The sequence below is a fragment of the Paenibacillus sp. Marseille-Q7038 genome, from assembly GCF_965111595.1.
Window position 1 is genome coordinate 2307500 of record NZ_CBCOOM010000001.1, and the last position, 26071, is coordinate 2333570.

A 26071-nucleotide genomic window follows, 5' to 3' on the forward strand; every position below is an offset into this window, starting at 1 on the left:
TCCACTACTTTTATTTATCTTCAGATGGTGGATTATCCTCAAAATAAAGATAAATATTATTACTTCGGCTCCTAATTTTAAGTTTAACACTAGCATTAGTTTGTAAATCCTCTAAAGTTCGATCAATATCAACTACATAAAAATCCTCTGAATCTATTACTGGAAAACCCACATTTATCTCTTGCCCAAAGAGTCTAATTGTTTCCTTTTCGCTAAAAGTGAACTTGTATGAAAAAGAGTGCGTGTTAATAGTTTTAATTAATGAATGATCATTCTCCAATTCGACTGTGCATTCTTCTAACCTCTTCTTTTTCCCGTACGAAATGTTTATAAGATCAGTTATCGACTTAATATCATCTTCAGTTAATTCATTAGGTATATTAAATTTAACTTGAAAATTATTTTGTATTAGCAATAGATTATTGTAGAGTTCGATTCTGGCATCTAAAGCTTCTACTGCATTATCCAATTTTATATCTTGTATTTTTGGGATATTTTGAAAAGGAAAACTATCACTAAAAAATCTTAACTCTTTCCCTGTTATCCATTCCCTAAAAAATTCATAAACATGTTTACCTCGTAAAACATTGGGAATTAGAGCACCGTTGAAATCAAATTTAAAATTTTGCGACTCATCTTCTGTACCAATTATAAACTTAACATTAAATGGAGAAACATCGAAAATTAGAGTAACTAATCTCTGATTGTAGAATAATTTTATATCTACATCTTCTATGTACATATTGCTTGGATGCAGTGCAAGATCACATTTCCCATGCCAACTTGGATTTGGTGTCAAAGACAAATTTTTAATTAAGTTAATATCCAGTAATTCAACACCATCAAATTCGGTTCTAATAGAAATCCCTTCACCTTCTGGTAAGAAAATTTCATCTGTTGCACCAGATTCCAACTGATTTAATATTGCTTGTAGTACTTGGGGGTTCGCTCTTAATAAACCTGAGAATTTTTTATCAGAAGCTACCTCCGGCGATATACTAGCAGATCTTAAGAAGTGATTCCCCGTTTTGTCATGAGAAAAATTAGTATCCAAACCTTTAGACTGTAAAATCGGTAATGCTTCTTTAACAGACAAAAAGCCTGATCGCACATCATTAACAATATTCTTTTCTATCTCTATTTTCAGTATATTAAAAAATTCTTCTCCCCTCATATTAATATAGTGGATATTTCTTTTAGCATATTTCCCAACCTTATACTCAGGCATATTTGGTGCTATTAAGAACATTTCTCTCTGAATTGGTTCTAAATGTTCGATTATCTCTGCAAATATAGAGTCAATGTTTTGATCTTCTAGTGAGAAACCTATAAATAAGACTGAATTTTTAGGTATCAGGCTCTTAATCTCATTCCATATCAAATTACTATGGGTACGCCGGAAATAGTCCGTGTAATCTGCTTCTGTTATAACTATTTGATTTGGATTATCCACATCACCATGAACTTTATAAAGTGTAACCAATTTTTTATCCATAAGTGCTAAATCTTCATCTTTAACTACAACATTTAATTTATTATCATAATAAACTTCTTCATGTGCCTTTTCTATTGCACGATCATAATTCGTTGTAACAAAGTATTTGAATTGTGGAACCTGGACTAGAATTTTGTGAGTCGAAAGATTAGTAGGGCTCTTTCGAAATTCTTGTCTTAAAACCTTTATAAGCGTCTGTCTACTCCCTCCATTCATCTCTACAAACTCTCCAGTTAGTTTTTGCAAATTTTCCTTATGTCTCTCAAGAATAGTTTGATGTTCCGTAACCGCTTCCTTGATTATCGATTCAGAAAGCCCTCTTGCAGAAGGATAACCAGCCCCTAATGACATTCCAGAACCAATCCAAGGAACAACCTCTCCTTTACGAATAAATTTAATCAACTTCTCTAAGTTAGCGTCCACATTCAACTCTCCTTTAATTGGAAATAGCATGATTGTTTATTATAATTAATTAATTTTCCTTCGATATACTAGACTATTCATTAACCTTATTTTTCAATAATATGTTTTAAAATCATTTACGATAATATTACTCTCTTACTTTACCATTTCAATATCAAACTCACTGATAAAATTTAAAAAAATATATTACCTTTCAATAGTATATTTTGTATTAGTTCATAGGAATTGAGCTAGTAATTTAGTATAATTATTCCTTTGGAAAATATATGTTAAGATGAATATATCTTGATTCATAATATTTGTAAATTAGAGGTGTCGAGTGAAGAGTGATTTGAGGAAACCAAGTTCCAGGAAACGTATAAGTGCACAAACAAGCATTAAAGGACAACTTACACATAGCTTAGGGCTGAAAATGCCAAGGGGACGGGATGGCTTACCAATCCCTAGAAAGCGACCTATAACAAGATTTACAGTAAGACGACATTTGATATATTCAAGATAATTAGAAAGATAATGAAATAGAAATAACTTTTCATTTGAGGTGACAATCATACTAATGAAACAATCATCCACTCAGCGTGACCAACCTGAAATTGGTTGCTCTTGATCAACTCGTCTCAGAAGATCATTGGTTCGCAAAATCGAATCAGCGATCGATTTTTCCTTTATCTACGATTTGGTTCAGGATCATTATTCGAAAATTGGACGGCCTAGCATCGATCCGGTCATCTTAATTAAACTACCCCTTGCCCAATATACCTTTGGTATTCGTTCCATGCGAAAAACGATCGAAGAAGTACAAACCAATATGGCGTATCGTTGGTTTTTGGGCTATGGATTTTATGATAAAGTTCCGCATTTCTCTACTTTTGAAAAGAACTACGAACGTCGTATCAGCATCACTTCTGATATCTACGCTCACGTATCAAAGAAAATAGAAAAAGACTCGATCAAAAAATATGAGAAATACACAAACTTTGTGGGTATTTCTGGGGTGACCACCCACAATTAATCCCCCTCCGTCTTTCCTCCAAAAAAATAAAAAACCCTTGTCGCTAAGAGCGCCAAGGGTTTTCCATTCTAGTAAAGCGTCAAATATTGATCGCGTTCCCATTGATGTACTTGTGTGCGGTACATATCCCACTCGATTTCTTTCAATTCATAGAAATGAGCAAGTGCATGTTCGCCTAGTGCATCCGTAATTACTTCACTGCGGATTAGTTCATGCAATGCTTCTTTCAGGTCAGCTGGCAAGGAAGGAATACCTTCTTCAATGCGCTCTTCTTCTGACATGATATAGATATTACGGTCAATAGGAGCCGGTAATGACAATTCACGTTTGATACCGTCAAGACCTGCTTTCAGCATAACTGCAAGTGCAAGATAAGGATTCGCTGCTGGATCTGGGTTACGAACCTCTACACGAGTACTCAGACCACGTGATGCTGGAATACGGATCATCGGGCTACGGTTACTTGCTGACCATGCTACGTAACAAGGTGCTTCATATCCAGGAACCAAACGTTTGTAAGAGTTCACAGTTGGATTCGTGATCGCAGCCATAGCACGAGCATGTTTCAGAATACCTGCCATGTAATGGCGAGCTTCTTTACTCAGACCAAGTTCGTCAGACTCATCATAGAATGTATTTACATTACCTTTAAATAAGGACTGGTGACAGTGCATACCTGATCCGTTCATACCAAATAGAGGTTTCGGCATAAAGGTTGCATGCAGACCGTGCTGACGAGCAATGGTTTTTACTACGAGTTTAAAAGTTTGGATCTCATCTGCTGCTTTGATAGCTTCTTCATACTTGAAGTCAATCTCATGTTGTCCTGGAGCCACTTCATGGTGAGAAGCTTCCACTTCAAAGCCCATCTCTTCCAAAGTAAGTACGATCTCACGACGGCAGTTTTCACCAAGATCCATGGGAGCAAGGTCAAAATAACCACCTTGGTCATTGAGTTCCGTTGTCGGATTACCATTCGCATCCGTGCGGAATAAGAAGAATTCAGGTTCAGGTCCCACATTCATGGAAGTATAACCCATTTCTTCTGCTTCTTTAAGTACACGTTTTAAAATACCACGCGGGTCTCCAGCAAATGGAGTACCATCCGGCATATATACATCACAGATAAGACGTGCAACGCGGTTCTCAGCAACCCATGGGAATACGACCCAAGTGTCTAGATCCGGGTACAAGTACATATCGGATTCTTCGATACGAACATAACCTTCAATGGAAGATCCATCAAACATCATTTTATTATCCAATGCTTTTTGTAACTGGCTCACTGGAATTTCAACGTTCTTGATCGTACCGAGCAGATCAGTAAATTGTAAACGGATAAAACGCACATTTTCTTCTTTTGCAATACGAATAATGTCCTCTTTAGTAAAACTCACAAAATCCTCTCCCTTTTCTTCATATAAGTATCAGCTTCAATGAGTGCATGCAGGACAGCCGATCCGTTTTCTAACAGAAATAGCACGATTGCTATTACTTAGAAAATGTTGGTTCCCCATTCATTGTCACAGGCGCACTTCCACATGTCAAGAAAGTGAACCTGAAGTCCTATTTCAACTTATCACCCAAGTTCACGCCTCAAGAAACTTATTTTTTGTTAAAGAAGCGTGACAACTCACCTTGAATTAAGGAAACCTGACCTGGACGTTTACCAGCAACCAGCTGTTGCTTGAGCATCCGATGCAACTGAGAATCCGATAGCTCTCTTCGTTTCACTTCGGTGTCAGGAGTAATAACTGTTGCTTCCTCTGATTCTTTTGTTACTGGGTTCATTACTTGCTTAATCCCCGCAATATTGACCCCTTTTTCAATTAAAGCTTTAATCTCAAGCAATCGTTCTACATCATTAAAAGAGAAAAGACGCTGATTTCCTGATGTACGCGCTGGGACGATTAAATTATGCTGCTCATAATAACGAATTTGCCTTGCAGAAAGATCCGTAAGTTTCATAACGATTCCAATAGGAAATAAGGCCATATTTCTGCGGATTTCATCACCCATGTCGTTCATCTACCTTCCAAGTATACTATATACCATCATTGTACATTTATATGATATGAAGTGTCAATGATATGTAAGGAAAACTCACAGTAAATTACGGTCCTTCATGGTTTGCAGTGCCATAAGAACGCCATATTTCACATGGGAGTAAGTAAGACCACCTTGCATATATCCTATGTAAGGTTCTCTAATCGGTGCATCTGCCGATAGTTCAAGGCTTCCACCCTGAATAAAAGTTCCTGCTGCCATAATCACTGGATGCTCATAACCTGGCATGTCCCAAGGTTCTGGTACCACGTGACTATCAATTGCCGAAGCTTTCTGAATACCTTGAACAAAAGCAATGAGATGGTCTGGGCCATCAAAAGAAACAGCCTGAATGAGATCGGTCCGCATCTCATGCCATGCAGGTTTTGTGACAAAACCAACCGCTTCAAACATTGCAGCTGCAAATATACTTCCCTTGATTGCTTGTCCGACCGTGGAAGGGGCTAAATATAAGCCTTGATAAATTCCTCTTGTAGTCCCAAGCATTGCTCCAACTTCTCCGCCGATTCCTGGTGCCGTGAGCCGGTAAGCAGCAAGCCGAACATATTTTTCTTTTCCGCAAATATAACCACCGGTTTCAGCTATACCACCGCCCGGATTTTTGATCAGAGAACCTGCAATTAGATCAGCACCTACTTCGGTAGGTTCTTTCTCTTCCGTAAATTCTCCATAACAATTATCAACAAAAACAATGACGTCTTCTTTTAATGCCTTTACTTTTTGAACCATCTCTTCAATCTGCGTCACCGTAAAAGATGATCTCCAGTCATAACCTCTGGAACGCTGAATCCCGATCACTTTTGTACGTTCATTGATGGCTTCTTCCACTGCACTCCAATCAATCAAACCCTCCGCCGTAAGTGCAGTCTCCTGATACGTGATTCCAAAATCATGTAGTGAACCTGTACCATCCCCAGCTTTTCCTATGACTTTATGTAACGTATCATACGGTGTGCCTGTAATATATAGCAGTTCATCTCCTGGACGTAGTACTCCATAAAGCGCTGTAGCAATGGTATGTGTCCCCGAGGCAAAATGCGGACGCACTAATGCTGCTTCTGCCCCGAATACTTCAGCATAAACTTCATCTAGCACTTCACGTCCGCGGTCATTGTAAGCATACCCAGTGGAACCTGCAAAATGATAATCACTTACTTGCTTCTTCTGAAAAGCTTCAATGACTTTCCACTGATTCTTATCGATAATACGATCGACTTCTCGTAACTTACTTTCAATCTTCTCTTCAATCTCTTGTCCTAAACGAACAATTTCTTCTGAAAAAACGGCCTTCATGTTCATCTTCTCTCCTCATGCGTACAAATCTGACATGATATGCACTTTAGTTGTTATCTTGTTATCCGGTAAAATCACGTCAAATAATTAAACTTCAATAAACTCTTTCAGCATATGTCCATATTTATCATATTCCCCTTGCTGAACTTGTACTTCATATATAACATCACTTTCATCATATTCCGTATTAATTACATCACCCACACGGTAAATAACTGAAGTAATATCTCCTCTTTCTGCCGGTATGCGGAACTTAACTGTATCTCCTGCCAGTTCCTCTTGAATCATCTCACGAATGCTAAGTAGATCTGCTTCGTCAAAGGCACTGATCTTCTTATACCCTTTACCAGATGGCAGCATTTGAAGCTGTTCAGGCGTACATGCATCTTTTTTATTAAATAGTACAATCTGCGGTTTATCGGCCGCTCCTAGATCTTCAAGGATCTTATGAACGACATTCATCTGATCTTCTCTCATCTCGGACGATGCATCCACTACATGGAGAATAAGATCTGCTTCATTCACTTCTTCAAGTGTAGCGCGGAATGCAGCTACTAAATCATGCGGTAGATTCTGAATAAACCCAACGGTGTCCGTTAGAACGATTTCTTTGCCGCTGGGAAGTTCCATCGTACGTGAAGTAGGATCAAGGGTAGCAAACAATTGATTCTCAATGTATACATCAGCTGCAGTCAGCTGCTTTAGTAGGGTTGATTTTCCCGCGTTCGTATAACCAACAAGAGCAACCTGAATAACCCCGCTCTTTTTGCGGCGCTCTCTGTACAGTTTACGATGACGCGTCACTTCTTCCAGTTGACGTTTCAAATCGCTGATTCGATTACGAATATGTCTACGATCTGTTTCAAGCTTGCTTTCCCCCGGTCCACGGGTTCCGATTCCGCCGCCTAGACGTGATAAATTCTTGCCATGACCGGACAAGCGCGGAAGTAAATAAGAGTGCTGTGCGAGTTCAACTTGGATAATTCCTTCTCTTGTATTTGCTCTTTGGGCAAAAATATCAAGGATGAGCTGAGTACGGTCAATGATTTTGAGATCGAGGCTCGCTTCCAGGTTCCGTACTTGAGCACCCGAGAGATCCTGATCAAAAATAGCCGTAGTCGCCCCCAGTTCATCCGCAACGAGTCTAAGTTCTTCTACTTTTCCTTTTCCGATAAACCATTTGGTATCCGCTCTTTCCTTGTTCTGCGAAATTACACTAAGTACTTCAACCCCTGCTGTTTCTGCCAGTTTAACAAGTTCCTGCAGAGAATATTCTGGGTTAATTCCACTTCGTTTCACTTGATCCGTCACTAGACTGACTAAAACTGCTCTATCTTTTATATCCATATTTGTTTCGTGCGTGGAGTTTGCCATCATGTTTGCCCCTTATTTTTCATATCGTTTGCTTGTATTATTGTTTTTCATTTATTTCGTCTCAAGTTTTAAATCCTCTGTTCGCAAAGTCATCAGCTCGAGCTTTCCCGGGCTTCCTGACGAATATTGATTTAGCAGCCGGACCGCCTGGTGACGAATCGACTTTTCAATAATATTCCGAACATACCTTGCGTTACTGAATGCTTGAGAGGTATCATTTTTTTCTTCTAGCAAATGTTGTTTTAATTTGAGTATGGACTGCGGCATTAAAATATAATCCCGTTCTTTTGCCATAAGTTCTGATATTTGGATCAATTGATCAATGGAGTAGTCTGGAAACTCGATCTGAATGGGAAAGCGAGAAGGTAAACCCGGATTGGTCTGCATAAAAAAATCGATTTCCTCTGAGTATCCAGCAAGGATAAGTATAAATTGATTTTTGTGATCTTCCATTGCTTTCACTAATGTATCGATCGCCTCTTTACCAAAATCTTTCTCTCCACCGCGAGCTAGACTATAGGCTTCATCAATAAACAAAATACCACCAAGCGATTTTTTAACCAGATCCCGCGTTTTTTGAGCGGTATGTCCAATATATTCACCCACAAGATCGGCCCGTTCTACCTCAATCAAATGTCCTTTGGTCAGAACCCCCATCTTCTGAAATAGTTTCGCAACAATTCGCGCCACTGTTGTTTTCCCAGTACCAGGATTCCCTTTAAAGACCATGTGGTAAACATGAGAGCCGCTTACTAGACCCGCCTCGGTCCTCATCTGTGCAATTTGCAAAAACGCATATATTTCAAACACAAAATCTTTTATACTTTCAAGTCCCACGAGTTCGTCTAACTCTTTTTGAATATCCTGGTACATAGCGAATTGAGGATTATCTTTGATCTGAGCCTGCGTTGTATCTGCCTCTGTTGTTGAGCCGCCCTGTACACTATACAAATCCGTGTGATTACGAAGTACCACATTTATTTGCCGGGAAGGTCTACCTTCCTGACCCCCTCCAGCTGCCATCGCTCTTCCATTCATCTAACGCTCACCTCTACTCTTCAGGGGCTTAACTTCCTCTACTTAAGGTATTCTAGCGGAGCGAATGTTATTAGAAGTTTTGCGAAGTAGGTTGTTAGAAAGAGAGCACAATCTGATCAATCTTCCACTTCGAGTAGGCGAGGGTTTCTCTTATTTGGCTAGGTAAAAATGGCATGACAAGGGATTCAGCTAGTGAAATCATTGGTTTATCATAATCAAGGAACGTAGCAATTTCAAGCGATCTCATCCCATGAAAATCATGAGTAATAATGACCGAAGAACGGAGGCCATGTTCATTCATGATGCGTTTGCTGTATAGTAAATTTTCGTAAGTACTCGTAGCTTCATTCTCTAAAAGAATATACTTAGGATCTACTCCCTGCCGAACAAGGTATTGCTGCATCCCTTCAGCTTCTGTGTACCTATGCTCAGAACTATCAAGCCCTCCGCTCACGATGAAATAAGTAAACGTCCCTTTTTCATATAACATCAGCGCATGGTCCAATCGTTCCTGTAAACCAGGACTCGGTACATCTCCCCAAAGCGAGGCTCCAAGTACAATTCCGACATCTACCTTTTGTCCGCTTATGTTAGATTCGCTCGGCGTAAGAATTCTCCACTGGGTATACCCGATCCAAAGTAAAAAGAGAACAGCCAACAAGAGGATTATCTTAAAAAATCGCTTTCTAGCTTTCGTGGCGTAGATAACATCTTTTAATTTCAGTCTCTTTCTCATCTTCTCTATCTTCATGTCTACTCCTTAAAGTCACCATTTTCAAATAGATTCGCCCGATCTTCCAGGGACATTTTGAAATAAGGAAAGGAATGAGCATCAATCGTCTGAAGAAGATACTGCGCCGTTCTTGTTGATAGTTCATAATCTGCTGTTGTAATATGGCCTTTCTCCAGTGCATCATCCAGTTCATCTTCATCCAGCAAAAATACTTCTCCATCTTTGAGGACAATCACATCGAGATATAAATCATCAAACCAAGGTACTCCTTGATCCGTAATCCCCTGATTACGACAGGTATCAATGTACCATTCAACAATTTTCTCCTCATCATCAAACATGGCTGTCACAACATAATGTTCATCTTTTGGAAAATACTGAAGCCAAGAATAACCTTTATCTGCAGTGCAAAACGTATATCCACCATACGTCTTCCACAGCGGTTCCTTCAAATCATGAATCGTATAAAGGGATAAATAGCCTGTGAATTCTTCACTCTCCACATATCGGCAAGCAAATTGCCGATTGGTAATTCTTCGCCAATTGGCTCGATCTCCGAATTTTCTTTTCATCCTCATCCCTCTTCATTCATTACTCACATCCAAATACGATGCCTATCATTTTTGATGAAGTGATCCTTTCACTACATCCAAGTTCTTAATTCGCACATTTCGCATCTCAATTAAGAACAATCTACAAGGTATTTACAGCTTACCATATTTAAGATATACACTCAAAGTCGCTTCCCGTAGAACAAAAAGAAGCCAGCAGGTTTGATCACCTGCTGGCTTCTTTTGAATTGAAATGATTCATTTAGGGTGTAGTTTCATCTTGTTTGTTGGTATCGGCTTGGGGAGTGGTAGCTCCATTCGTAGCAGGAGAAGTCTCATTAGCAGGTGGAACCGTTTCTTCTGGAGTGGTTGTTTCACTTTCTCCACCAGATCCGCTGTTTTCACCAGGCTTAGGAGTTTCGGTTTCACCGCCGCCACTTTCATTTCCTCCATTGTTACCATTGCTATTTTCGTTACCATTACCGTTGCCGTTATTATTGCCATTTCCTTCATTAGATCCGTTATCAGATCCATTACCGGTGCCATTTTCGTTGCCGTTATTAGCACCATTATCAGTGTCATTCTGGTCTTCACCAGAATCTTCACCTTCATCCACAGGAGGTGTTTCTGGTTGCTCTGGCTCTTCAGGTATAACCTCTTCCGCTTCAATGAAGAGAGTAACTGTGTTCGACGGAGCAGAGTCTTCTCCATTTTCCGGATTAATTGCGGTCACATAGTATTCATAGGTGAGTCCCGGCAATGCTCCCGTATCGGTTGCACTTGTGTCTGAGATTCCATCCTGGATCCGAGTAAATGAACCTTCTGAAGATTCTTTACGGTATACGCGGTACTTCTCACCTTCGGTAGATGATCCTTTCCAGCTAAGAGATACCGCTTTTTGGTTAACATCATACGAAGCACTCAGACCGCTGACCGATACATCTACTTCTACTTCCGGTTCTTCTACCGGAGGAGCCACTGGAGTGTCAGGAATTTCATTCTTTGGAGTAAAGAATTCTTTTCGTTCTACCCCTTCAAGTGCCTTTTCCATAACTGTACTGAAGAAGGTAGCAGCAAGTTTACTACTGTTTTTCAGCATATGCTCTGCATCTGGTTCATCATACCCCATCCATACGGCTGCGGTATATTCCGGTGTATAACCAACAAACCATACATCACGGTTTGCACTGTTTCCAGAGATACCACTTTGCGTCGTACCTGTCTTACCCGCAACTGGTCGGCTCAATTTAGCACTCGTACCCGTTCCGCTGTTGACAACTTCTTGCATCATCTGGGTCATTTGATAGGCTGTTTCTTCACTCATCACTTGTTCTTTATCATCTTTATGCTCATAGATCGTTTTGCCATCACTATTTACAATCTTCGTAATCGCATAACCTTCCTGGTACTGACCGCGATTGGCAAATGCACTATACGCTGTAGCCATTTCCAGTGTATTCGTCCCTTTACTTAGACCGCCGAGCGCCATCGAAAGGTTACGATCATCTTCCGTCATCGTAATGCCCAGTTTTTTAGCAAACTCGTAGCCTGTTCCTACACCAATTTCGTTAAGCAACCAAACTGCAGGAATATTTTCCGATTTAGTAATCGCATCAGCCATTCCAATGGTGCTGGAATATCCGTGCAAGTTCTTCGGACAATAATCACCAAAACATTGCTGTTCATTACTCAAACTAGAGTTTTTCGTGAACTTCCCTGTCTCCAGAGCCGGTGCATACGATGCAATTGGTTTAAATGCCGATCCCGGCTGACGATAACTGCTAGTTGCACGGTTGAAGCCTTGACGCTGATAATCACGTCCACCTTGAAGAGCAACGATACTTCCTGACTCATGATCCATAATAACCATTGACCCTTGAACTTTCTCATCATCAGGACTATCTTCAAACAGATCATCATTTTTGAAAGCTTCTTCGACTGCTTCCTGAGCCTGCGTATTCATCGCTGTATAAATCTGATATCCGCCAATATTCAAATCATCAGTCGTTTTGCCTGTTACCTCTTCAGCTTCTTTCAGAACATAGTCCACATACGAATCATATTTACGTTCTTCTTTTGGTCTTTCGTAAGTGTATTCAACTTCCTTCGCTTCTTCCATCTCTTCCTTCGTGATATATCCTTGCTCATACATCAGATCAAGAACTACACCCCTACGAGCTTTGGAATCAATTGGGTTCCCTGAAGGGTTATAAGCAGACGGTCCTTTTGGAATCGCAGCCAGTGTCGCAACTTCCCATAGTTCCAGTTCACTTAGATCATCTTCACCAAAATAAAACTGCGAAGCTGCTTTAATTCCATATTCCTGATATCCGAACCACACACGGTTCAAATACATGGTAAGGATCTCGTCTTTGGTATAATTCCGCTCAAGCGCTAGTGCGATTGACACTTCAGTAGCTTTACGGAAGAATGTTTTATCCCGAGTCAAGAATACGTTCTTGGCTAACTGCTGGGAAATTGTACTTCCCCCTTCAACTAACGAACGGGCCATAACGTCTTTTACCGCAGCACGGGCAATGGACCAAAGGTCTACACCCTTATGTTCATAAAATCTGCGGTCCTCTGTAGCAACAAATGCATCTTTTACGAGTTGAGGAATTTCTTCTTCTGTAGCCGGTTCCCAATTTTCGATCGAAAGCTCACTAATCTCGTTTCCTTGTGAATCATAAACTTTCGATGTTTCGTTCACCGTCATCTTATCCAGATTCGCAGATAGAATGCGTTCTCCACTAACCATAATGAACAAGTACCCAGCCAGTGCGATGAATATAGCAAAAGCTGCTGTGAAAAATAAAGTCCAACCTACGCGTTTACGTGTAATTTTTTTCTTCTTAGATCCGGCTTTTTTATCGCTTGGTTTCTTTTTATTATTCTTATTGTTGCGATTGCCGGATCTGGACAGTGTATCGTTTGACATGATACCTCCCTGACTCCTTTTTGGTACGCACGATGAATGCTACCTTATGTCTTTTTCTTTAGTATTTGTAGAAACATGGAAAAATACCGTAGGAAGTAAAAGAACAACCTTTACAGGTTGCTCCGCCAATCCTTATCCCTATTAACGATTTCATTTTAAGAAAGTTTCATTCTTTATTCTTCATTGTTTCCATTTTGCATCAGTGAGATGTTGCGCTGAGGTGTAAAAGTGGATATGGCATGCTTATAGATCATTTGCTGGCGTCCGTCACTATCGACAACAATCGTATAATTATCAAATGCCTTTACCGTACCTCGAATTTGAAAACCGTTAACTAGAAATATGGTTGCTGGAATGTTTTCTTTCCGCATTTGATTCAAGAACGTATCCTGGATGTTGATGGACTTGGTCATTTAGCCGTACCCCCAATAATTCTATTAGATTGTTTTGAAGATGATGTTACTTCAAATTCAGCTTTTTAGCTATTATATCACGTATCATAGCGAAACTCGTAGAAAAATTTGCAGTATCCGTCATATCCACCCAATGAATATCTTTCATATGTCTGAACCAGGATAGCTGTCGTTTGGCGAATCGACGCGTATCTCTCTTCAGTTCACTTACGGCTGTTTCTAGCGGAATTTCTCCTCGAAGATAAGAAGCAATCTCTTTATATCCGAGACCTTGCATAGAGATGCAGCCTGGTCCTACACCACGATCTAGCAGTGAAGCTACTTCCTGTACTAAACCTTCTTCCATCATTTCATCAATACGGTCTTCAATACGTTTATATAGCATTTGTCTATCCATTGTCAAACCGACGATAAATAGATCATAGGGAGATTCTTTTTTTTGCGCGGCAAGCTGATCAGATTGTCTCATGCCTGTCATATGGTAAATTTCAAGCGCTCTGATCACACGTCTTACATCATTAGGGTGTAATCTTTCGGCACTCGGCGGATCAATTTCTCTTAATTTCTCATGGAGTTTCTCAGGTCCGTGCACATCCGCATAATCAAATTGTTCCTTACGAAAATCTTCATCAGAGCCCACTTCCGAGAACTGAAAATTATAACATACGGATTCTACATAAAGTCCTGTGCCCCCTACGATAAAAGGCAACTTTCCTCTCGCATGAATATCTTCGATCAAGTGGCGGCAGTTCTCTTGAAATTCTGCTACCGAATAAGGATAATCTGGCTCATGAATATCGATTAGATGATGAGGAATCCCATTCATTTCTTCTGGTTTAATCTTCGCTGTTCCAATGTCCATCTGCCGATATACCTGCATAGAATCACCTGAAATGATCTCAGCATTAAATGTTTTGGCCAGTTCTATACTCATTTTTGTCTTTCCCACCGCTGTAGGCCCTACAAGGACAAGCAGCTTGGGCTTATTGCTCGTTGTCAAGTTCAATCACTCCGTACACTATTTTGGACCTCGCACGATCGGGTTCACGCAACCCCAGTCTTGTAAATTCATCGCTACCGGCCTTTTCTTTCATAACGATCCGCTTTCTTGCGACTCTGCGTGCCTCTATTATACTCTCGATCTGTAGCGCAGCATCATTTGCGAATGGACGAAGGGGCTTTATGCCGCTCGAATCCAGCATCGGTTTACGAAACATAGGATCAAAATAAATAACGTCAACGCTTTTATCTTCCATCTGCTTGAGCAAACGAAGGTGATCACTATGTTTTAGTTCAATTGATCTCATTGCCTCATTTACCTCAGGCTTGCCTGTACGGTAGTACTTCATTCCTTCGAGTAATAATGTGTATAAGGAATGCGAGCTTTCACAAGCAATAACGTGACCGCTTTTTCCAACCGCTACAGCAAAAACTAGGGCATCCGTACCTAATCCGGCTGTGCAATCAAGCACGGTATCTCCTTCCTTGATGTCACCTGCCGTCAGCATCGGGTCACTTTCCCCCCGTAAAATCCGCTTCGCTCTGACATACCCCATGCTCGGGTGAAAAGAAAGCTCTGGTTCGTTTTGACGGCTAAGACGTGCTCCTTCCTTTACGACCACAACAATCTCATCATCCTTATACTCTTCTGCAAGCCGCGCTAGAGAAGTTTTATTTCGCGGGACATATAAAGATCCAGTGGCCTCTGCTAGATCCATTGCTCGTTTCACTAGATCCCCATTTTTTGTTTCCCCAGTTGTAATTAACATGATTTCTCCGTTCCTTATTCCAATTTACATAACTCTTTTAAACATTTTTTCTAAATCATACGTTGAAAAGGAAACGACAATGGGTCTTCCATGTGGACATGTGTATGGCTGCTTACACTCAGCGAGTCTTTCAAGCAAGACCTCGGCCTCTTTTTCAGTCAATTTCTGATTCGCCTTAATAGACGCCTTACATGAACACATAATAGAAGATGCTTCCCGGAGCTTCGATAAGTCAATAGACCTTTCCGATAACACCCATTCTGCCATTTCTAGAATGATCGATTCTTCACTTCCTTTTGGGAACCAGTAAGGATAGGAAGTAACACGAAAAGTCTGCCCTCCAAAATGCTCCAGATATACACCCGCTTTCTCAAACCACGGAAGCTTCGTTTTCAGCTGCTCTGTTTCTGAAGGGGTAAACTCCAGTGTAATTGGAAGCAATAGCTCCTGAGACGCTTCTACTGGATTACCAAACTGCTTGTAATAAAACTCATAATTGATTCGCTCATGAGCAGCATGCTGATCAATCAAATAAAGACCACTATCATTTTGCGCAATCAAATACGTTCCATGATGTTGACCAATCAGAGAAAGTTCTGGAAACTCAGGAAGCTCCGGTCTCTCTGAAGAATGATGATAGGGATCGGCTGGTTTATTATTTTTGGATGCAGCGATATCACGATAATAGTCTTTAAAGGACTTATTGAGCTGCGATTGTTTTACTTGTTGACGTTCATTTCTCACTTCTGAAGGAGCTTCTGAATAATTAAAGGGTGAGAGACTCTCCTGCTTCCCATCCGGCTGAATGTAGTCTTCATCAAGATCATCTTTTGAACCTTTAGAAGGAAGCGTCTGATCTGGACTCTGAACCTGTTGTTCATAACTAACCGATCTCTCTCTAATCTCAGAAGAAGGTAATTCTTTTTCTATAGAAGAAGTGTACTGTTTCGCAAAAGAACCAGAAAACTGCTTTGTTTCCGCACGATCTTCGATCTTGCCTCTTGGAAAATGGAATTGTTCCTGCACAGTAGAAGTGCTGCCCGGTTTACCAATCGTTTGCTTGACCACTTGCGGTATTAACACTTCTTGCCGCAGGGAAGCATGTACTATTTCCTCTACAAAAGCGTATAGTTCAACTTCTTTACTAAATCGCACTTCCAGCTTAGCAGGGTGCACGTTCACATCAACCAGCGACGGATGCATTTCAAGCTGTAATACGGCCAGCGGGAAACGATTAATAGGCAATAGTGTATGGTACGCCTTCAGCAGTGCTTGATTCAGTCCATAGTTTCTAATATATCTTCCATTGATAATCGTGGATATTCCGTTCCGGTTGGCTCTTGTAAAATCGGGTCGACTCACAAATCCTCTAATCTTATAATCCAGGTTTTCCCCGTTTACTGGCAGCATCGTTTTGGCCGCAGAAGTTCCATATATGGCAGCAATCACCTGAACCAAATCACCGTTTCCAATCGTTTGCAGCAACATATTCCCATTATGTCTTAGGGTAAATGCGATATGAGGATGTGACAATGCCATTCGGTAGATCGCATCTGAGATATGACCGAGCTCTGTCTGGATCGTCTTCATATATTTCAGCCTTGCTGGTGTATTATAGAACAGTTCTTCTACCGTAAAATCAGTACCTCGAGAAGCGGTAATATCTTCATGTCGGATTAATCTACCGCCTTCAATTACAATCTCTCTTCCACGCCCGTCGTCCTTATTCGAGCTGACAAGACGAACTTTAGACACGGCAGCAATACTCGGGAGTGCTTCTCCTCGAAATCCTAAACTCGTAATTTCAAACAGATCTCTGCCATTCTCGATTTTACTTGTTGCGTGACGGTAAAAGGCGGTTTCCATATCATCGGGATCTATGCCGCCGCCGTTATCTGTGACACGAATTGTTTGAAGTCCCCCTTCATATACAGAGACATCAATTCGTGTACTGCCTGCATCGATCGAATTCTCTACAAGCTCCTTTACTACCGAAGCGGGTCTTTCTACCACCTCACCTGCAGCAATCTGGTTTGCAATATGTTCATCCAGGACATGAATTTTAGCCACCTTTTAACCCTCCCTTTACTTCAATTATATTTTAAATTATAGATCATTTACTTTCATTTTCAGGTCATTCACAAACTGCATCGCTTCCAGTGGGGTCATATTCATTAAATCCGCTGTTTTTAGTTTCTTGATGATATGCTTCACAGCTGGATCAACCTCTGCTTGAGTTGCTTTTTTCTTCGGCTTAATGTCTTCTTCATCAAAAATCGAAAGCTGAACGACTTCTGTATCTTGCGTACTCTCTTCAGCGGTATCAAATACCGGTGACTCCATGACATATTCATCTGTCTTACGCTCATCCAGCTCAGAACTTAGACTAGAATACGTATGATCCTCAGAAGTTGCAGCACTTTGCTCTCTGCCAGCAGCAGACTCTAAGTGTACATTCTTCTTAATATCATGCTTGTCCATTGTACCTATCGTCTCATGGATGAGGCCATTCGCTCGCTCGATAATAGAGCCAGGCAGACCTGCAAGTCTAGCTACATAAATACCGTAACTGCTGCTCGCAGCCCCCGGGATCAATTTACGCAGGAACTGAACTTCATCTTCTTTCTCCTGGACTGCCATCGAGTAATTGCGAAGAGAAGATAGACTTTCCTCCAAATGAGACAGCTCATGGAAGTGAGTCGATACAAGCGCCTTGCAGCCGATATGATCATGTACATATTCAATCACAGCCTGAGCAATAGCCATCCCTTCACTTGTAGAAGTTCCCCGGCCAAGCTCATCGATAATAACCAAACTTCGCGGTGTTGCTTTTTCGGTCATGATCTGAATATCTGCCATTTCAACCATGAAAGTACTTTGACCTCCAATGAGATCATCACCTGCGCCAATTCTTGTGAAAATCCGGTCCATAATCGGAACTTCTGCCTGCGCAGCAGGTACAAATGAACCCATTTGTGCCAAAATTGTAATCAGAGCAACCTGCCGCATATAGGTGCTTTTCCCTGCCATATTCGGACCAGTGATTAGCAAAATACGCGGATCTTCTTGTTCCATCAAGGTATCATTAGCCATGAACGAACCATCGCGCATGACGGATTCAACGACAGGGTGTCTGCCTTGCTTAATCTTCATATCAAATGCATCCGTAATTACAGGTTTTACAAAACCTCGTTCGGCACTCACCGTTGCAAGGGATTGATAGACATCAATCTCTGCAACTTGCTCTGCGAGGCGCTGAAGTCTTTTTACTTCACCTGCCAGCTTATCCCGAAGTTCAATGAATAAAGAATATTCAAGCCCCATCATTTTTTCCTCGGCTTCAAGAATAAGAGTCTCCTTCTCCTTCAGCTCGGGAGTGATATAACGTTCTGCGTTGGCCAGTGTTTGTTTTCGCTCATACCGTCCTTCTGGCAAGGACGCTACGTTTGATTTTGTCACTTCAATATAGTAACCGAATACTTTGTTGTATCCGATTTTAAGAGAACGAATGCCTGTAGCTTGACGCTCTCTGGCTTCAAGCTCAGCAATCCAGCGTTTTCCGTTCACACTTGCATAACGCAGTTCATCGAGGTATTCATGATACCCTTCTCGAATCATTCCTCCGTCCCGTACGGAAACTGGCGGCTCATCCACAATAGCTTCCTCGATCAGTTCCTTAAGGTCGAAACAGTGATCTAGGGAACTTGCAATCTTTTGCAATGTTTCAGATGGAGAGTTCAGACATAATTCAATTAAAGCAGGAACCCTGGCAAGTGATACTTTTAGCGCATTCATGTCCCGACCGTTCGCATTTCCAAATGCAATCCGTCCGACAAGGCGTTCCAGATCATAGATTTCTTGTAACTGCTCCCGAATATCCTGACGCAAGATAAACTGATGATACAGCTTGTCTACCGCTTCCAGACGCTCTTCAATTTTATTCTTTTGCAAAAGAGGTTTATCAATCCAGCGGCGGAGCATTCTTGCGCCCATGGATGTTTCCGTCTTATCAATAAGAGACAGAAGGGAACCTTTCTTCGACCGATCGCGCACCGTTTCTACTAGTTCTAGATTTCTCCTAGTAAAAGGATCAAGGATCATATAGTTATCAGGTTCATAAGTCGATACTTCTGTAAGCTGACCAAGAGATCGTCTTTGTGTCTCATGAAGATACGAGAATAAAGTGGCCAGACAGTGCTGACGTTCTTCCCCGAGTCTAGCCCATACCGTTTCTCCAAACTGCTCAATCACAAGGTCCGCTTTACTCTTCTCATAATCCGTAAAAGTAACTGGTCGATTCCCCGTCATCAGTTCACTCTTCACCGTATGGAGAAGAGCTGTGTCACCAAATATTTCTGACGGTTCGTAAATCCCAATTTCATCTTTTAACCACTTCTCGGAGTAAAGGGCTGATGTTAAATAAAGTTCGCCCGTAGACAGATCACATGCGGAAATGGCGATCATCCCATTCTTCTGGGTAAGACAAATCATATAGTTATTGCTTTTATCGCCAAGCGTTTTGCCTTCCATGACCGTTCCTGGAGTAATGACACGCACAATTTCCCTGCGGACCATCCCTTTGGTTGTCGCTGCATCTTCCATTTGTTCACAGATGGCTACTTTATATCCTTTTTCAATTAAACGATGAATATAGTTATCAGCCGAGTGATAAGGCACTCCGCACATCGGTATTTTTTCGCCGCCTCCGCCTTCTCGGCCGGTAAGTGTAATTTCTAGTTCTTTAGCGGCAAGGGTTGCATCTTCAAAAAACATTTCATAAAAATCGCCTAAACGAAAAAAAAGAAACGCATCTTGCGCTTGTTCTTTTACTTTCAAATATTGCTGAATCATCGGCGTATATTGTGCCATGATATTTATCCACTCCTGCTACACGTTGTAAAGCTTTCATATCTTTTTTCTAAGATACGGCTTTCTATCGTTCAGATCTCTATTATAACAAAAAGACTAAGCATGTCATGGCTCTAGCGGAATATTCCACATGGGCCGGATATCCCTTGTTTCATCCCACGTCTTACCTTCGTATAAGGCAGACACTAACGGGTTGATATATTTATGAAATTTTCGGTATTCAGGAAGAAGAATCATTTCTTGCAAAAGGGGCTCCATGACAGAGCGGAGCAGAACCCGGTTCCCTTCATAAAAGGCGGCATGTATCTCTGGCTGATCCAGTGGCCGCAAGTTTAGTCTCCGGTACTGAGAAACAATGAGTCCTGCCATAGCCACAACACCTTTTGCGATCATGGGAGAGACTAGAAAGCTTGGCAACGTTCGATATTCAAATCCTCCGTAAGGTTGTACCCGAAAATCTCCCAGGTATCCATAACGAGGTCTTCTTCCGGCGCTTCTCGGATCTTCCAGTATGGCAACAGGTAGCGCTAAATAATTGTCTAGAGCCCGCAAGAGTTCGAAGCTAAGCACCACCTGGCTAAAATGTACGTGTCCCCCAAGAGGAATTCCTTTTACAGGCATACCTCCTGCACACCAGATTAAAGAACGATCGGTAATAAGAGAAGAAGCCGTACGAAACGCATGCATAAGGTGTGTCATGAGTTCTCTTGGTTCAGCGCTCGGACTTGGGCGGAGTTCAGCTACAGGATAGATCCTTCTTCCATCCCGAGTAATAGAGTCACATCCCACTTCTCCTTGACGTTCCAAGAACAGAGAGGCAGGAACCATAGTTCTGTCTTCACGTAATAGCAAAAACTCGGGGTCCATGCCAAGTACCGGTACAGTGCCCGCTTCTATTTCCGCTTCCAAAGCGAGCTCTGTTTCCCCTATTGCCTGTTCGTACATTAGACGAATATCATTACTTATGAGCCAAGGATAATCGTTGACACTCGTAATGACAGCTCCTTTTTCCGATGATTCCAATACAATCTCTGCGTGCACTAAATTCAGCGCATAAGCTGCCTTTACGGCAGCACGTTCAATTCTTCTATGACGGGACGTTTCTTCTATTCGAAGTACGGACGTCTCTTTAATTTGCTTTATTCCTGTGTATACGACCTTCCGAACCCGCAATGCTTTCAGCTGACTAACTAGTACTTCATAATATACTTTAAAATAATTTTCTTGCTCTCTATGTATAGAGAGGGCGGAACCGAGACCCGAACGTATTAGTCTTGCAGATCGTTCTGCTATAGACATCTGCTCATATAAAGGTAAATTCCGGATTACGACCATCCCGCTTCCACCCTTCTCCTTCAGACTAAAAAAATAAAAAAAAGGAGGGCTGCCGCCCTCTACGCCGAAGAGTTCGGCGCATATGATGCACTATACAGATCGAAAAAGCAATTACAGTTCATCATCCAGTGAATCTGGATCAAGTTCATCGAAATCTGCTTCGACTGTACCAAAATCATAATCTTTGTCATCGTCCCCACAGCCATGAGGACTAACAAGCACATTGACTTTGGTTTCGGCAATCAGTTCGACAGCGAATTCGCGTTCCACCCGAATAAGTACACTCTCACCATTTGAAGATACACTTGCTTCTACGCAGCTCGGTTCCTGTGTTGACTCCGCAGAAACCTCTACTGTAGAAGCACGGTGTTTCGGATCAAGGTACGACAGTGGAACATTCTCTACATAAGATACTGTTTCCTTAGCAACGTCGGTTTGAGAGTTTTGGTCATAAGAATACCAAATATTGATATCGTAAGTACCAATCACTTCAATTCCGTCACCAGCCGCAACCGCCTCGTACTCGTGATTTATAATCCATGCACCTAAAATACTGGTAGGATTATGTGGCGGAGTCACAGTATGTGTTACGGTAGAGAACTTACGACCTTTGCCGCAGATCGCTTTCGTTATAATCTCTCTACATTGTTGTTTATGACCTAATGACATCTTTGAACCTCCTCCATACAATCATTCCATTTATATGTATGCAGGACATGGGCATTTGTTGATTGATTAAGCCACTTATTTTTTCTATTAATAAAAGATTTATGAAATAAAAGCTATTCTCCTTTAGCTGACACGGGAAAAGGAGCTTTATCTTTTTTCGCAATTTTTAAATATAATCCAAGTTCTCTGCAGAGTTGTCTAATCGCGGAACGAAGTTCAAATTCCTCCCTAGTGGTTGGAAGGTCCATTACGCGAAACTGTTCTTCCATCTCTTGCAGCAGTTTTTCGGTACGCCCCGTATAGAACTCGGTGTGAACATCAGCGCTTAGCTGATCAAATAACTCAGCTACCATCTCGGCATGTGTCATCGTTGTATATACTTGGGATATCAAATGCATCATATGCTGAATTGAATCTAGCTGCGTCTTTCGCATGTAAAAATAAACCGTCCATTCTTCGTTTGGGTGAATAACCTGATTTTCGAGATACATTTTAGAAGCGGCAATTCCGCTTGATATCACTTTTTCTGCTTCAATAATCTCTTTTCCACCCCAAACATAGGAAGGATCCTTTAAGGTGTTTGCGAATTCCTTGAAAATCACAGAAAATAATGCATCAATGTCGTGTCTTATGTTTAACAGTTTATTATCCGGTTTCGGCATGTAAGCCATATTCACGACCATAGCCGAACCCAGACCGATAATAAGCATCAGAATTTGAATTCCGATGACCTCAAAACTGATCTCCCCTCCGCTAAATACCCGAAATACAACAACGGAGCCGGTGACGATCCCTTCTTTGAACCCTGCTCGTACAATCGCAGGAAAAGCGGTCAGAATATAGGCTGCCAGCACCCAGTAGTGAAATCCAAATACTGCAAACAGAACAGATGCAAAAAGAAGCCCGACTACCGACGCGAAAAACCGTGCCGAAATGGTTTTCAGGCTTCTTTTGCGAGTTACGTCCACTCCAAGTATAGCGAGTAGACCTGCCGAGGTCGGACTGTGCAAGCCCGCCGCATCAGCAATCAGAACAGCCATAAGAGCTGCAATAGCTGTTTTAATAACACGAAACCCCATGTATGATATCTCTCCTCTATCTCTATCGGCAATCAAGGTTCTACACGAATGCAGACAACCTTGTTATTACCCAAACGGATCGTAGGTATTTATCGTACATGATTTTTGTTAGCCGAACAATGTAACTGATTCGGGTGACGCAAAATCTACATATTTCCGTGTTTTTTTCACATTACTTTGATTCATTGTGCTATAGTTCACGCCCTCCCATCAGTTTGCGCTCAAGCCAAGCTACAAGTTGGTACATAATCGTAGCAACAACGGCGATGACGATAAGACTGGACATGACGAGCGTAAAGTTAAATACCTGAAAACCATAAATAATAAGATATCCAAGTCCTTCCTTCGCAACAAGAAATTCTCCGACGATAACCCCGATCCAAGCCAGCCCCACATTCACTTTTAAAGTAGAAACAATCGCCGGAAACGAAGCTGGAAAAATAACTTTTCGAAAGATTTGCTTGCGGTTCGCTCCAAAAGTACGAACGACCTTCACATAATTCGGATCTACTTCATTAAAGCTGTTATATACAACGAGCGTTGTAATAATGACAGTAATGGAGATCGTCGTCATGATGATTGCGGTAAAACCAGCACCAAACATGACGATAAAGATGGGACCGAGGGCTACTTTGGGCATACTATTAAATACAACGAGGTATGGATCAAGAACCTTAGATAAGAAAGGGGACCACCAGATTAAGATGGCAATGAGCGTTCCTAGAATGGTTCCAAGCAGAAACCCAACCACCGTCTCAAATACAGTAACGGATAAGTGACTCCAAATTTCACCGCTGGCTATATCCTTACCAAGCTGTCCAAAGATTTTGGAAGGATAACTGAAGAGCAGCACATCAATCCATTTCATTCTTCCAGCGACTTCCCACGATAGAAACATAATAATGAGAATACCAATCTGGGTAAGACTGACTTTTCGGCGCAAGGATTTTCGTTTGCGATTATACTGACCATGGATTTGCCCAAGCCAGTCCTGCCCTTGAGATTGATTCAACCCTTCTTGCTCCTTCATCTGTTATCCTCCTTTCCATCTGTGTCTTCCAGTTCTCTCCATATCTCATTAAATAGTTCATTGAATCCAGGCTGTTCCCGCGCATAAAAAGGCTGTGCCTTCCTGATTCCATCCGGAATGACGAATGTTCTGCGAATTCTCCCTGGATTTTTATCGAGTACAATCACTTTATCACTTACCGCAATCGCTTCAGATAAATCATGTGTTACCAGGATAGCCGTCTTCCCCTGCTCTCGAAGTATGGCAGAGATCAAATCTTCAAGTTGAAGTTTCGTTTGATAGTCTAGTGCTGAGAAGGGTTCATCGAGCAGGAGCAGGTCAGGGTTCGTTGCCAACGTTCGCACAAGTGCTACCCGCTGGCGCATCCCGCCTGATAAGGAAGAAGGGTAGAGGTTTTCTGTCCCTTCAAGCCCCATATTTGCGAGCATTTCACTTGTTTTTTGTTCAGAATCTTTCGTAAGCTGTCCCGTAATCTCAAGACCTATTAATATGTTCTCCATAATGGTCCGCCACGGGTACAAGTAATCCTGTTGCAGCATATATCCAACCTTGGGGGAGGGGGACTTGATTACATCTCCAGATAACCTGACTTCTCCTTTCGTAGGAAAAAGGAGTCCGGCGATCATAGAGAGTATAGTTGTTTTACCGCAGCCGCTTGGACCGACTAGACTAATGAACTCGCCTTGCTCTACTTCTAAATGAAGTGATTCAATCGCGAGTTTTGCTTCTCTTTCGGTCACATACACATGGGTAATATCCTTCATTTCTATTAAAGTCATTCACTCACTTCCTTTGATAAACAGACTTCACTTGGAGGAGATAACATCATTTGCAAAATCGTTATTCACAATGGCCGAAGCGGGAACTTCCTCTCTTAGTTCTCCTGCATTTTTCATAACTGCAAGCAAGTTATTCCACTCTTCATCGTCAATGATCGGGTCAGTCGCATAAGTTCCTTGTGCTTTATAACGCTCTATACTGCTGGTAACGATCGATGGATCCGCATCTTTGAAATAAGGCATAATAACATCCGCAATTTCCTCAGACGAATGCTCATTCACCCAGGTCTGTGCTTTATGAAGACCTCTAGTAAATTTGGTTACGGTCTCTGGGCTTTCTTTTATATAACTTTGCTTTGTCATAAATACCGTATAAGGCAAATGTCCGCTTTCCACCCCGAACGAAGCAACCACTTTCCCTCTGCCTTCTTTTTCAAAAATGGATGCTTGCGGTTCAAAGAGCTGCACATAATCTCCAGTTCCCGAAGCAAAGGCAGCTGCAATGTTTGCAAAATCGATATTTTGAATCAGCGTCAAATCCTGGTGAGGATCGATCCCCTTCTTACTGAGTACAAACTCTCCCGCCATCTGCGGCATACCACCTTTTCTCTGACCAAGAAATTCACTATTTTTGAGCTGTGACCAGTCAAAGTCACCTTGTTGATCTCTTGCGAATAAAAAGGTTCCATCGGTTTGCGTTACTTGAGCAAAATTGATTACAGGGTCTTCTGATCCCTGCTGATATACATAGATGGAGGTTTCGGCTCCAACTAAGGCGATATCAATGGACCCTGCCAAAAGAGCAGCCATGGTCTTGTCTCCACCTGCAGTCGTTTGAATCTCTACATCAAGTCCTTCTTCCTTGAAAAAACCTTTAGCGACAGCTACATACTCTGGTGCATAAAATACGGAACGAGTAACCTCCCCTACCCTTACCTTTACATCCCCGCTGCTTTTTCCACCCGTACACCCGCTGAGAACGACGCTTAACAGGAGAACCGGCAATACAAACAGCTTCCACCATCCTTTTCCTTTCATCATAGAACCCTCCCCGAAGTAAGCAATGCAATTTATGAATATAGTATGCAAATAACTTACTAATGGTTAACGAAATCAAAGAGATGACACCGCCCGTTTTCATATATTTCACATCGCAATGTAAAAAAAGCTGACAGATCATAATGACCGTCAGCTTTGTCTTTTT

The 26071-nt window shown here is 41.6% G+C and carries 20 protein-coding genes and 1 pseudogene; 1 reads left to right on the forward strand and 20 read right to left on the reverse strand.

What is annotated here, in order from left to right:
* Positions 1-10: 10 nt before the first annotated feature.
* On the reverse strand, positions 11-1918 hold the full coding sequence (locus ACWPWY_RS10915) for an SIR2 family protein (protein WP_454191725.1): 1908 nt from the start codon (positions 1916-1918) through the stop codon (positions 11-13).
* Between the two features lie 556 nt (positions 1919-2474).
* Here ACWPWY_RS10915 and ACWPWY_RS10920 point away from each other — a divergent pair.
* Positions 2475-2864: pseudogene (locus ACWPWY_RS10920) on the forward strand (transposase); the annotation flags it as partial.
* A gap of 134 nt (positions 2865-2998) precedes the next feature.
* Here ACWPWY_RS10920 and glnA read toward each other — a convergent pair.
* The 19 genes from glnA to ACWPWY_RS11015 all read right to left on the reverse strand — a co-directional run bounded on the left by glnA (position 2999) and on the right by ACWPWY_RS11015 (position 25905).
* Entirely contained in the window at positions 2999-4327 is a 1329-nt protein-coding gene (gene glnA / locus ACWPWY_RS10925) for a type I glutamate--ammonia ligase (RefSeq protein ID WP_332083852.1), read from the reverse strand.
* Positions 4328-4535: 208 nt separating this feature from the next.
* Positions 4536-4949, reverse strand: coding sequence for a MerR family transcriptional regulator (locus tag ACWPWY_RS10930; protein WP_160032050.1), 414 nt, complete (start codon positions 4947-4949; stop codon positions 4536-4538).
* Between the two features lie 84 nt (positions 4950-5033).
* A complete protein-coding gene (locus ACWPWY_RS10935; protein ID WP_454191726.1) occupies positions 5034-6290 on the reverse strand; it encodes a methionine gamma-lyase family protein in 1257 nt (418 codons plus the stop codon).
* An 87-nt stretch (positions 6291-6377) separates the two neighbouring features.
* Positions 6378-7664: a GTPase HflX gene (gene hflX / locus ACWPWY_RS10940; protein ID WP_454192857.1), complete on the reverse strand. Its 1287-nt coding sequence runs from the start codon at positions 7662-7664 to the stop codon at positions 6378-6380.
* A 51-nt stretch (positions 7665-7715) separates the two neighbouring features.
* Entirely contained in the window at positions 7716-8702 is a 987-nt protein-coding gene (locus ACWPWY_RS10945) for an AAA family ATPase (RefSeq protein ID WP_454191727.1), read from the reverse strand.
* 94 nt (positions 8703-8796) lie between these two features.
* Positions 8797-9453: a YdcF family protein gene (locus tag ACWPWY_RS10950; RefSeq protein ID WP_454191728.1), complete on the reverse strand. Its 657-nt coding sequence runs from the start codon at positions 9451-9453 to the stop codon at positions 8797-8799.
* Positions 9454-9455: 2 nt separating this feature from the next.
* Positions 9456-10007: a DUF402 domain-containing protein gene (locus ACWPWY_RS10955; RefSeq protein ID WP_454191729.1), complete on the reverse strand. Its 552-nt coding sequence runs from the start codon at positions 10005-10007 to the stop codon at positions 9456-9458.
* A gap of 241 nt (positions 10008-10248) precedes the next feature.
* Positions 10249-12924: a PBP1A family penicillin-binding protein gene (locus ACWPWY_RS10960; protein WP_454191730.1), complete on the reverse strand. Its 2676-nt coding sequence runs from the start codon at positions 12922-12924 to the stop codon at positions 10249-10251.
* A gap of 173 nt (positions 12925-13097) precedes the next feature.
* A complete protein-coding gene (gene hfq / locus ACWPWY_RS10965) occupies positions 13098-13337 on the reverse strand; it encodes an RNA chaperone Hfq (RefSeq protein ID WP_160031946.1) in 240 nt (79 codons plus the stop codon).
* 46 nt (positions 13338-13383) lie between these two features.
* Positions 13384-14337 carry a tRNA (adenosine(37)-N6)-dimethylallyltransferase MiaA gene (miaA, locus tag ACWPWY_RS10970; protein WP_454191731.1) on the reverse strand — a complete coding sequence of 318 codons (954 nt, stop codon included), beginning with the start codon at positions 14335-14337 and terminating at the stop codon, positions 13384-13386.
* Positions 14321-15106: a class I SAM-dependent methyltransferase gene (locus ACWPWY_RS10975; RefSeq protein ID WP_454191732.1), complete on the reverse strand. Its 786-nt coding sequence runs from the start codon at positions 15104-15106 to the stop codon at positions 14321-14323. Before ACWPWY_RS10975 ends, miaA begins: the two co-directional genes overlap by 17 nt.
* A 24-nt stretch (positions 15107-15130) precedes the next feature.
* Positions 15131-17176: a DNA mismatch repair endonuclease MutL gene (gene mutL, locus ACWPWY_RS10980; RefSeq protein WP_454191733.1), complete on the reverse strand. Its 2046-nt coding sequence runs from the start codon at positions 17174-17176 to the stop codon at positions 15131-15133.
* Between the two features lie 36 nt (positions 17177-17212).
* On the reverse strand, positions 17213-19975 hold the full coding sequence (gene mutS, locus ACWPWY_RS10985) for a DNA mismatch repair protein MutS (RefSeq protein ID WP_454191734.1): 2763 nt from the start codon (positions 19973-19975) through the stop codon (positions 17213-17215).
* 105 nt (positions 19976-20080) lie between these two features.
* On the reverse strand, positions 20081-21310 hold the full coding sequence (locus ACWPWY_RS10990; protein WP_454191735.1) for a putative amidoligase domain-containing protein: 1230 nt from the start codon (positions 21308-21310) through the stop codon (positions 20081-20083).
* Positions 21311-21421: 111 nt separating this feature from the next.
* Complete coding sequence (locus ACWPWY_RS10995; RefSeq protein WP_191799335.1) at positions 21422-21979, reverse strand: outer spore coat protein CotE; 558 nt, start codon at positions 21977-21979, stop codon at positions 21422-21424.
* A 113-nt stretch (positions 21980-22092) separates the two neighbouring features.
* Complete coding sequence (locus ACWPWY_RS11000) at positions 22093-23058, reverse strand: aromatic acid exporter family protein (protein ID WP_454191736.1); 966 nt, start codon at positions 23056-23058, stop codon at positions 22093-22095.
* A 190-nt stretch (positions 23059-23248) separates the two neighbouring features.
* A complete protein-coding gene (locus ACWPWY_RS11005; protein WP_454191737.1) occupies positions 23249-24088 on the reverse strand; it encodes an ABC transporter permease in 840 nt (279 codons plus the stop codon).
* On the reverse strand, positions 24085-24867 hold the full coding sequence (locus tag ACWPWY_RS11010) for an ABC transporter ATP-binding protein (protein WP_454191738.1): 783 nt from the start codon (positions 24865-24867) through the stop codon (positions 24085-24087). The genes ACWPWY_RS11005 and ACWPWY_RS11010 overlap by 4 nt, the downstream gene beginning before the upstream one ends.
* A gap of 27 nt (positions 24868-24894) precedes the next feature.
* Complete coding sequence (locus ACWPWY_RS11015; protein WP_454192858.1) at positions 24895-25905, reverse strand: ABC transporter substrate-binding protein; 1011 nt, start codon at positions 25903-25905, stop codon at positions 24895-24897.
* Positions 25906-26071: the final 166 nt, after the last annotated feature.

Coding starts and splice junctions, on each gene's coding strand:
- ACWPWY_RS10930 (WP_160032050.1), bottom strand. CDS start 4,949: ATGGGTGATGAAATCCGCAGAAATATGGCCTTATTTCCTATTGGAATC.
- ACWPWY_RS10935 (WP_454191726.1), bottom strand. CDS start 6,290: ATGAAGGCCGTTTTTTCAGAAGAAATTGTTCGTTTAGGACAAGAGATT.
- hflX (WP_454192857.1), bottom strand. CDS start 7,664: ATGGCAAACTCCACGCACGAAACAAATATGGATATAAAAGATAGAGCA.
- ACWPWY_RS10945 (WP_454191727.1), bottom strand. CDS start 8,702: ATGAATGGAAGAGCGATGGCAGCTGGAGGGGGTCAGGAAGGTAGACCT.
- ACWPWY_RS10950 (WP_454191728.1), bottom strand. CDS start 9,453: ATGAAGATAGAGAAGATGAGAAAGAGACTGAAATTAAAAGATGTTATC.
- ACWPWY_RS10955 (WP_454191729.1), bottom strand. CDS start 10,007: ATGAAAAGAAAATTCGGAGATCGAGCCAATTGGCGAAGAATTACCAAT.
- ACWPWY_RS10960 (WP_454191730.1), bottom strand. CDS start 12,924: ATGTCAAACGATACACTGTCCAGATCCGGCAATCGCAACAATAAGAAT.
- hfq (WP_160031946.1), bottom strand. CDS start 13,337: ATGACCAAGTCCATCAACATCCAGGATACGTTCTTGAATCAAATGCGG.
- ACWPWY_RS10975 (WP_454191732.1), bottom strand. CDS start 15,106: ATGTTAATTACAACTGGGGAAACAAAAAATGGGGATCTAGTGAAACGA.
- mutS (WP_454191734.1), bottom strand. CDS start 19,975: ATGGCACAATATACGCCGATGATTCAGCAATATTTGAAAGTAAAAGAA.
- ACWPWY_RS10990 (WP_454191735.1), bottom strand. CDS start 21,310: ATGGTCGTAATCCGGAATTTACCTTTATATGAGCAGATGTCTATAGCA.
- ACWPWY_RS10995 (WP_191799335.1), bottom strand. CDS start 21,979: ATGTCATTAGGTCATAAACAACAATGTAGAGAGATTATAACGAAAGCG.
- ACWPWY_RS11000 (WP_454191736.1), bottom strand. CDS start 23,058: ATGGGGTTTCGTGTTATTAAAACAGCTATTGCAGCTCTTATGGCTGTT.
- ACWPWY_RS11005 (WP_454191737.1), bottom strand. CDS start 24,088: ATGAAGGAGCAAGAAGGGTTGAATCAATCTCAAGGGCAGGACTGGCTT.
- ACWPWY_RS11010 (WP_454191738.1), bottom strand. CDS start 24,867: ATGACTTTAATAGAAATGAAGGATATTACCCATGTGTATGTGACCGAA.
- ACWPWY_RS11015 (WP_454192858.1), bottom strand. CDS start 25,905: ATGAAAGGAAAAGGATGGTGGAAGCTGTTTGTATTGCCGGTTCTCCTG.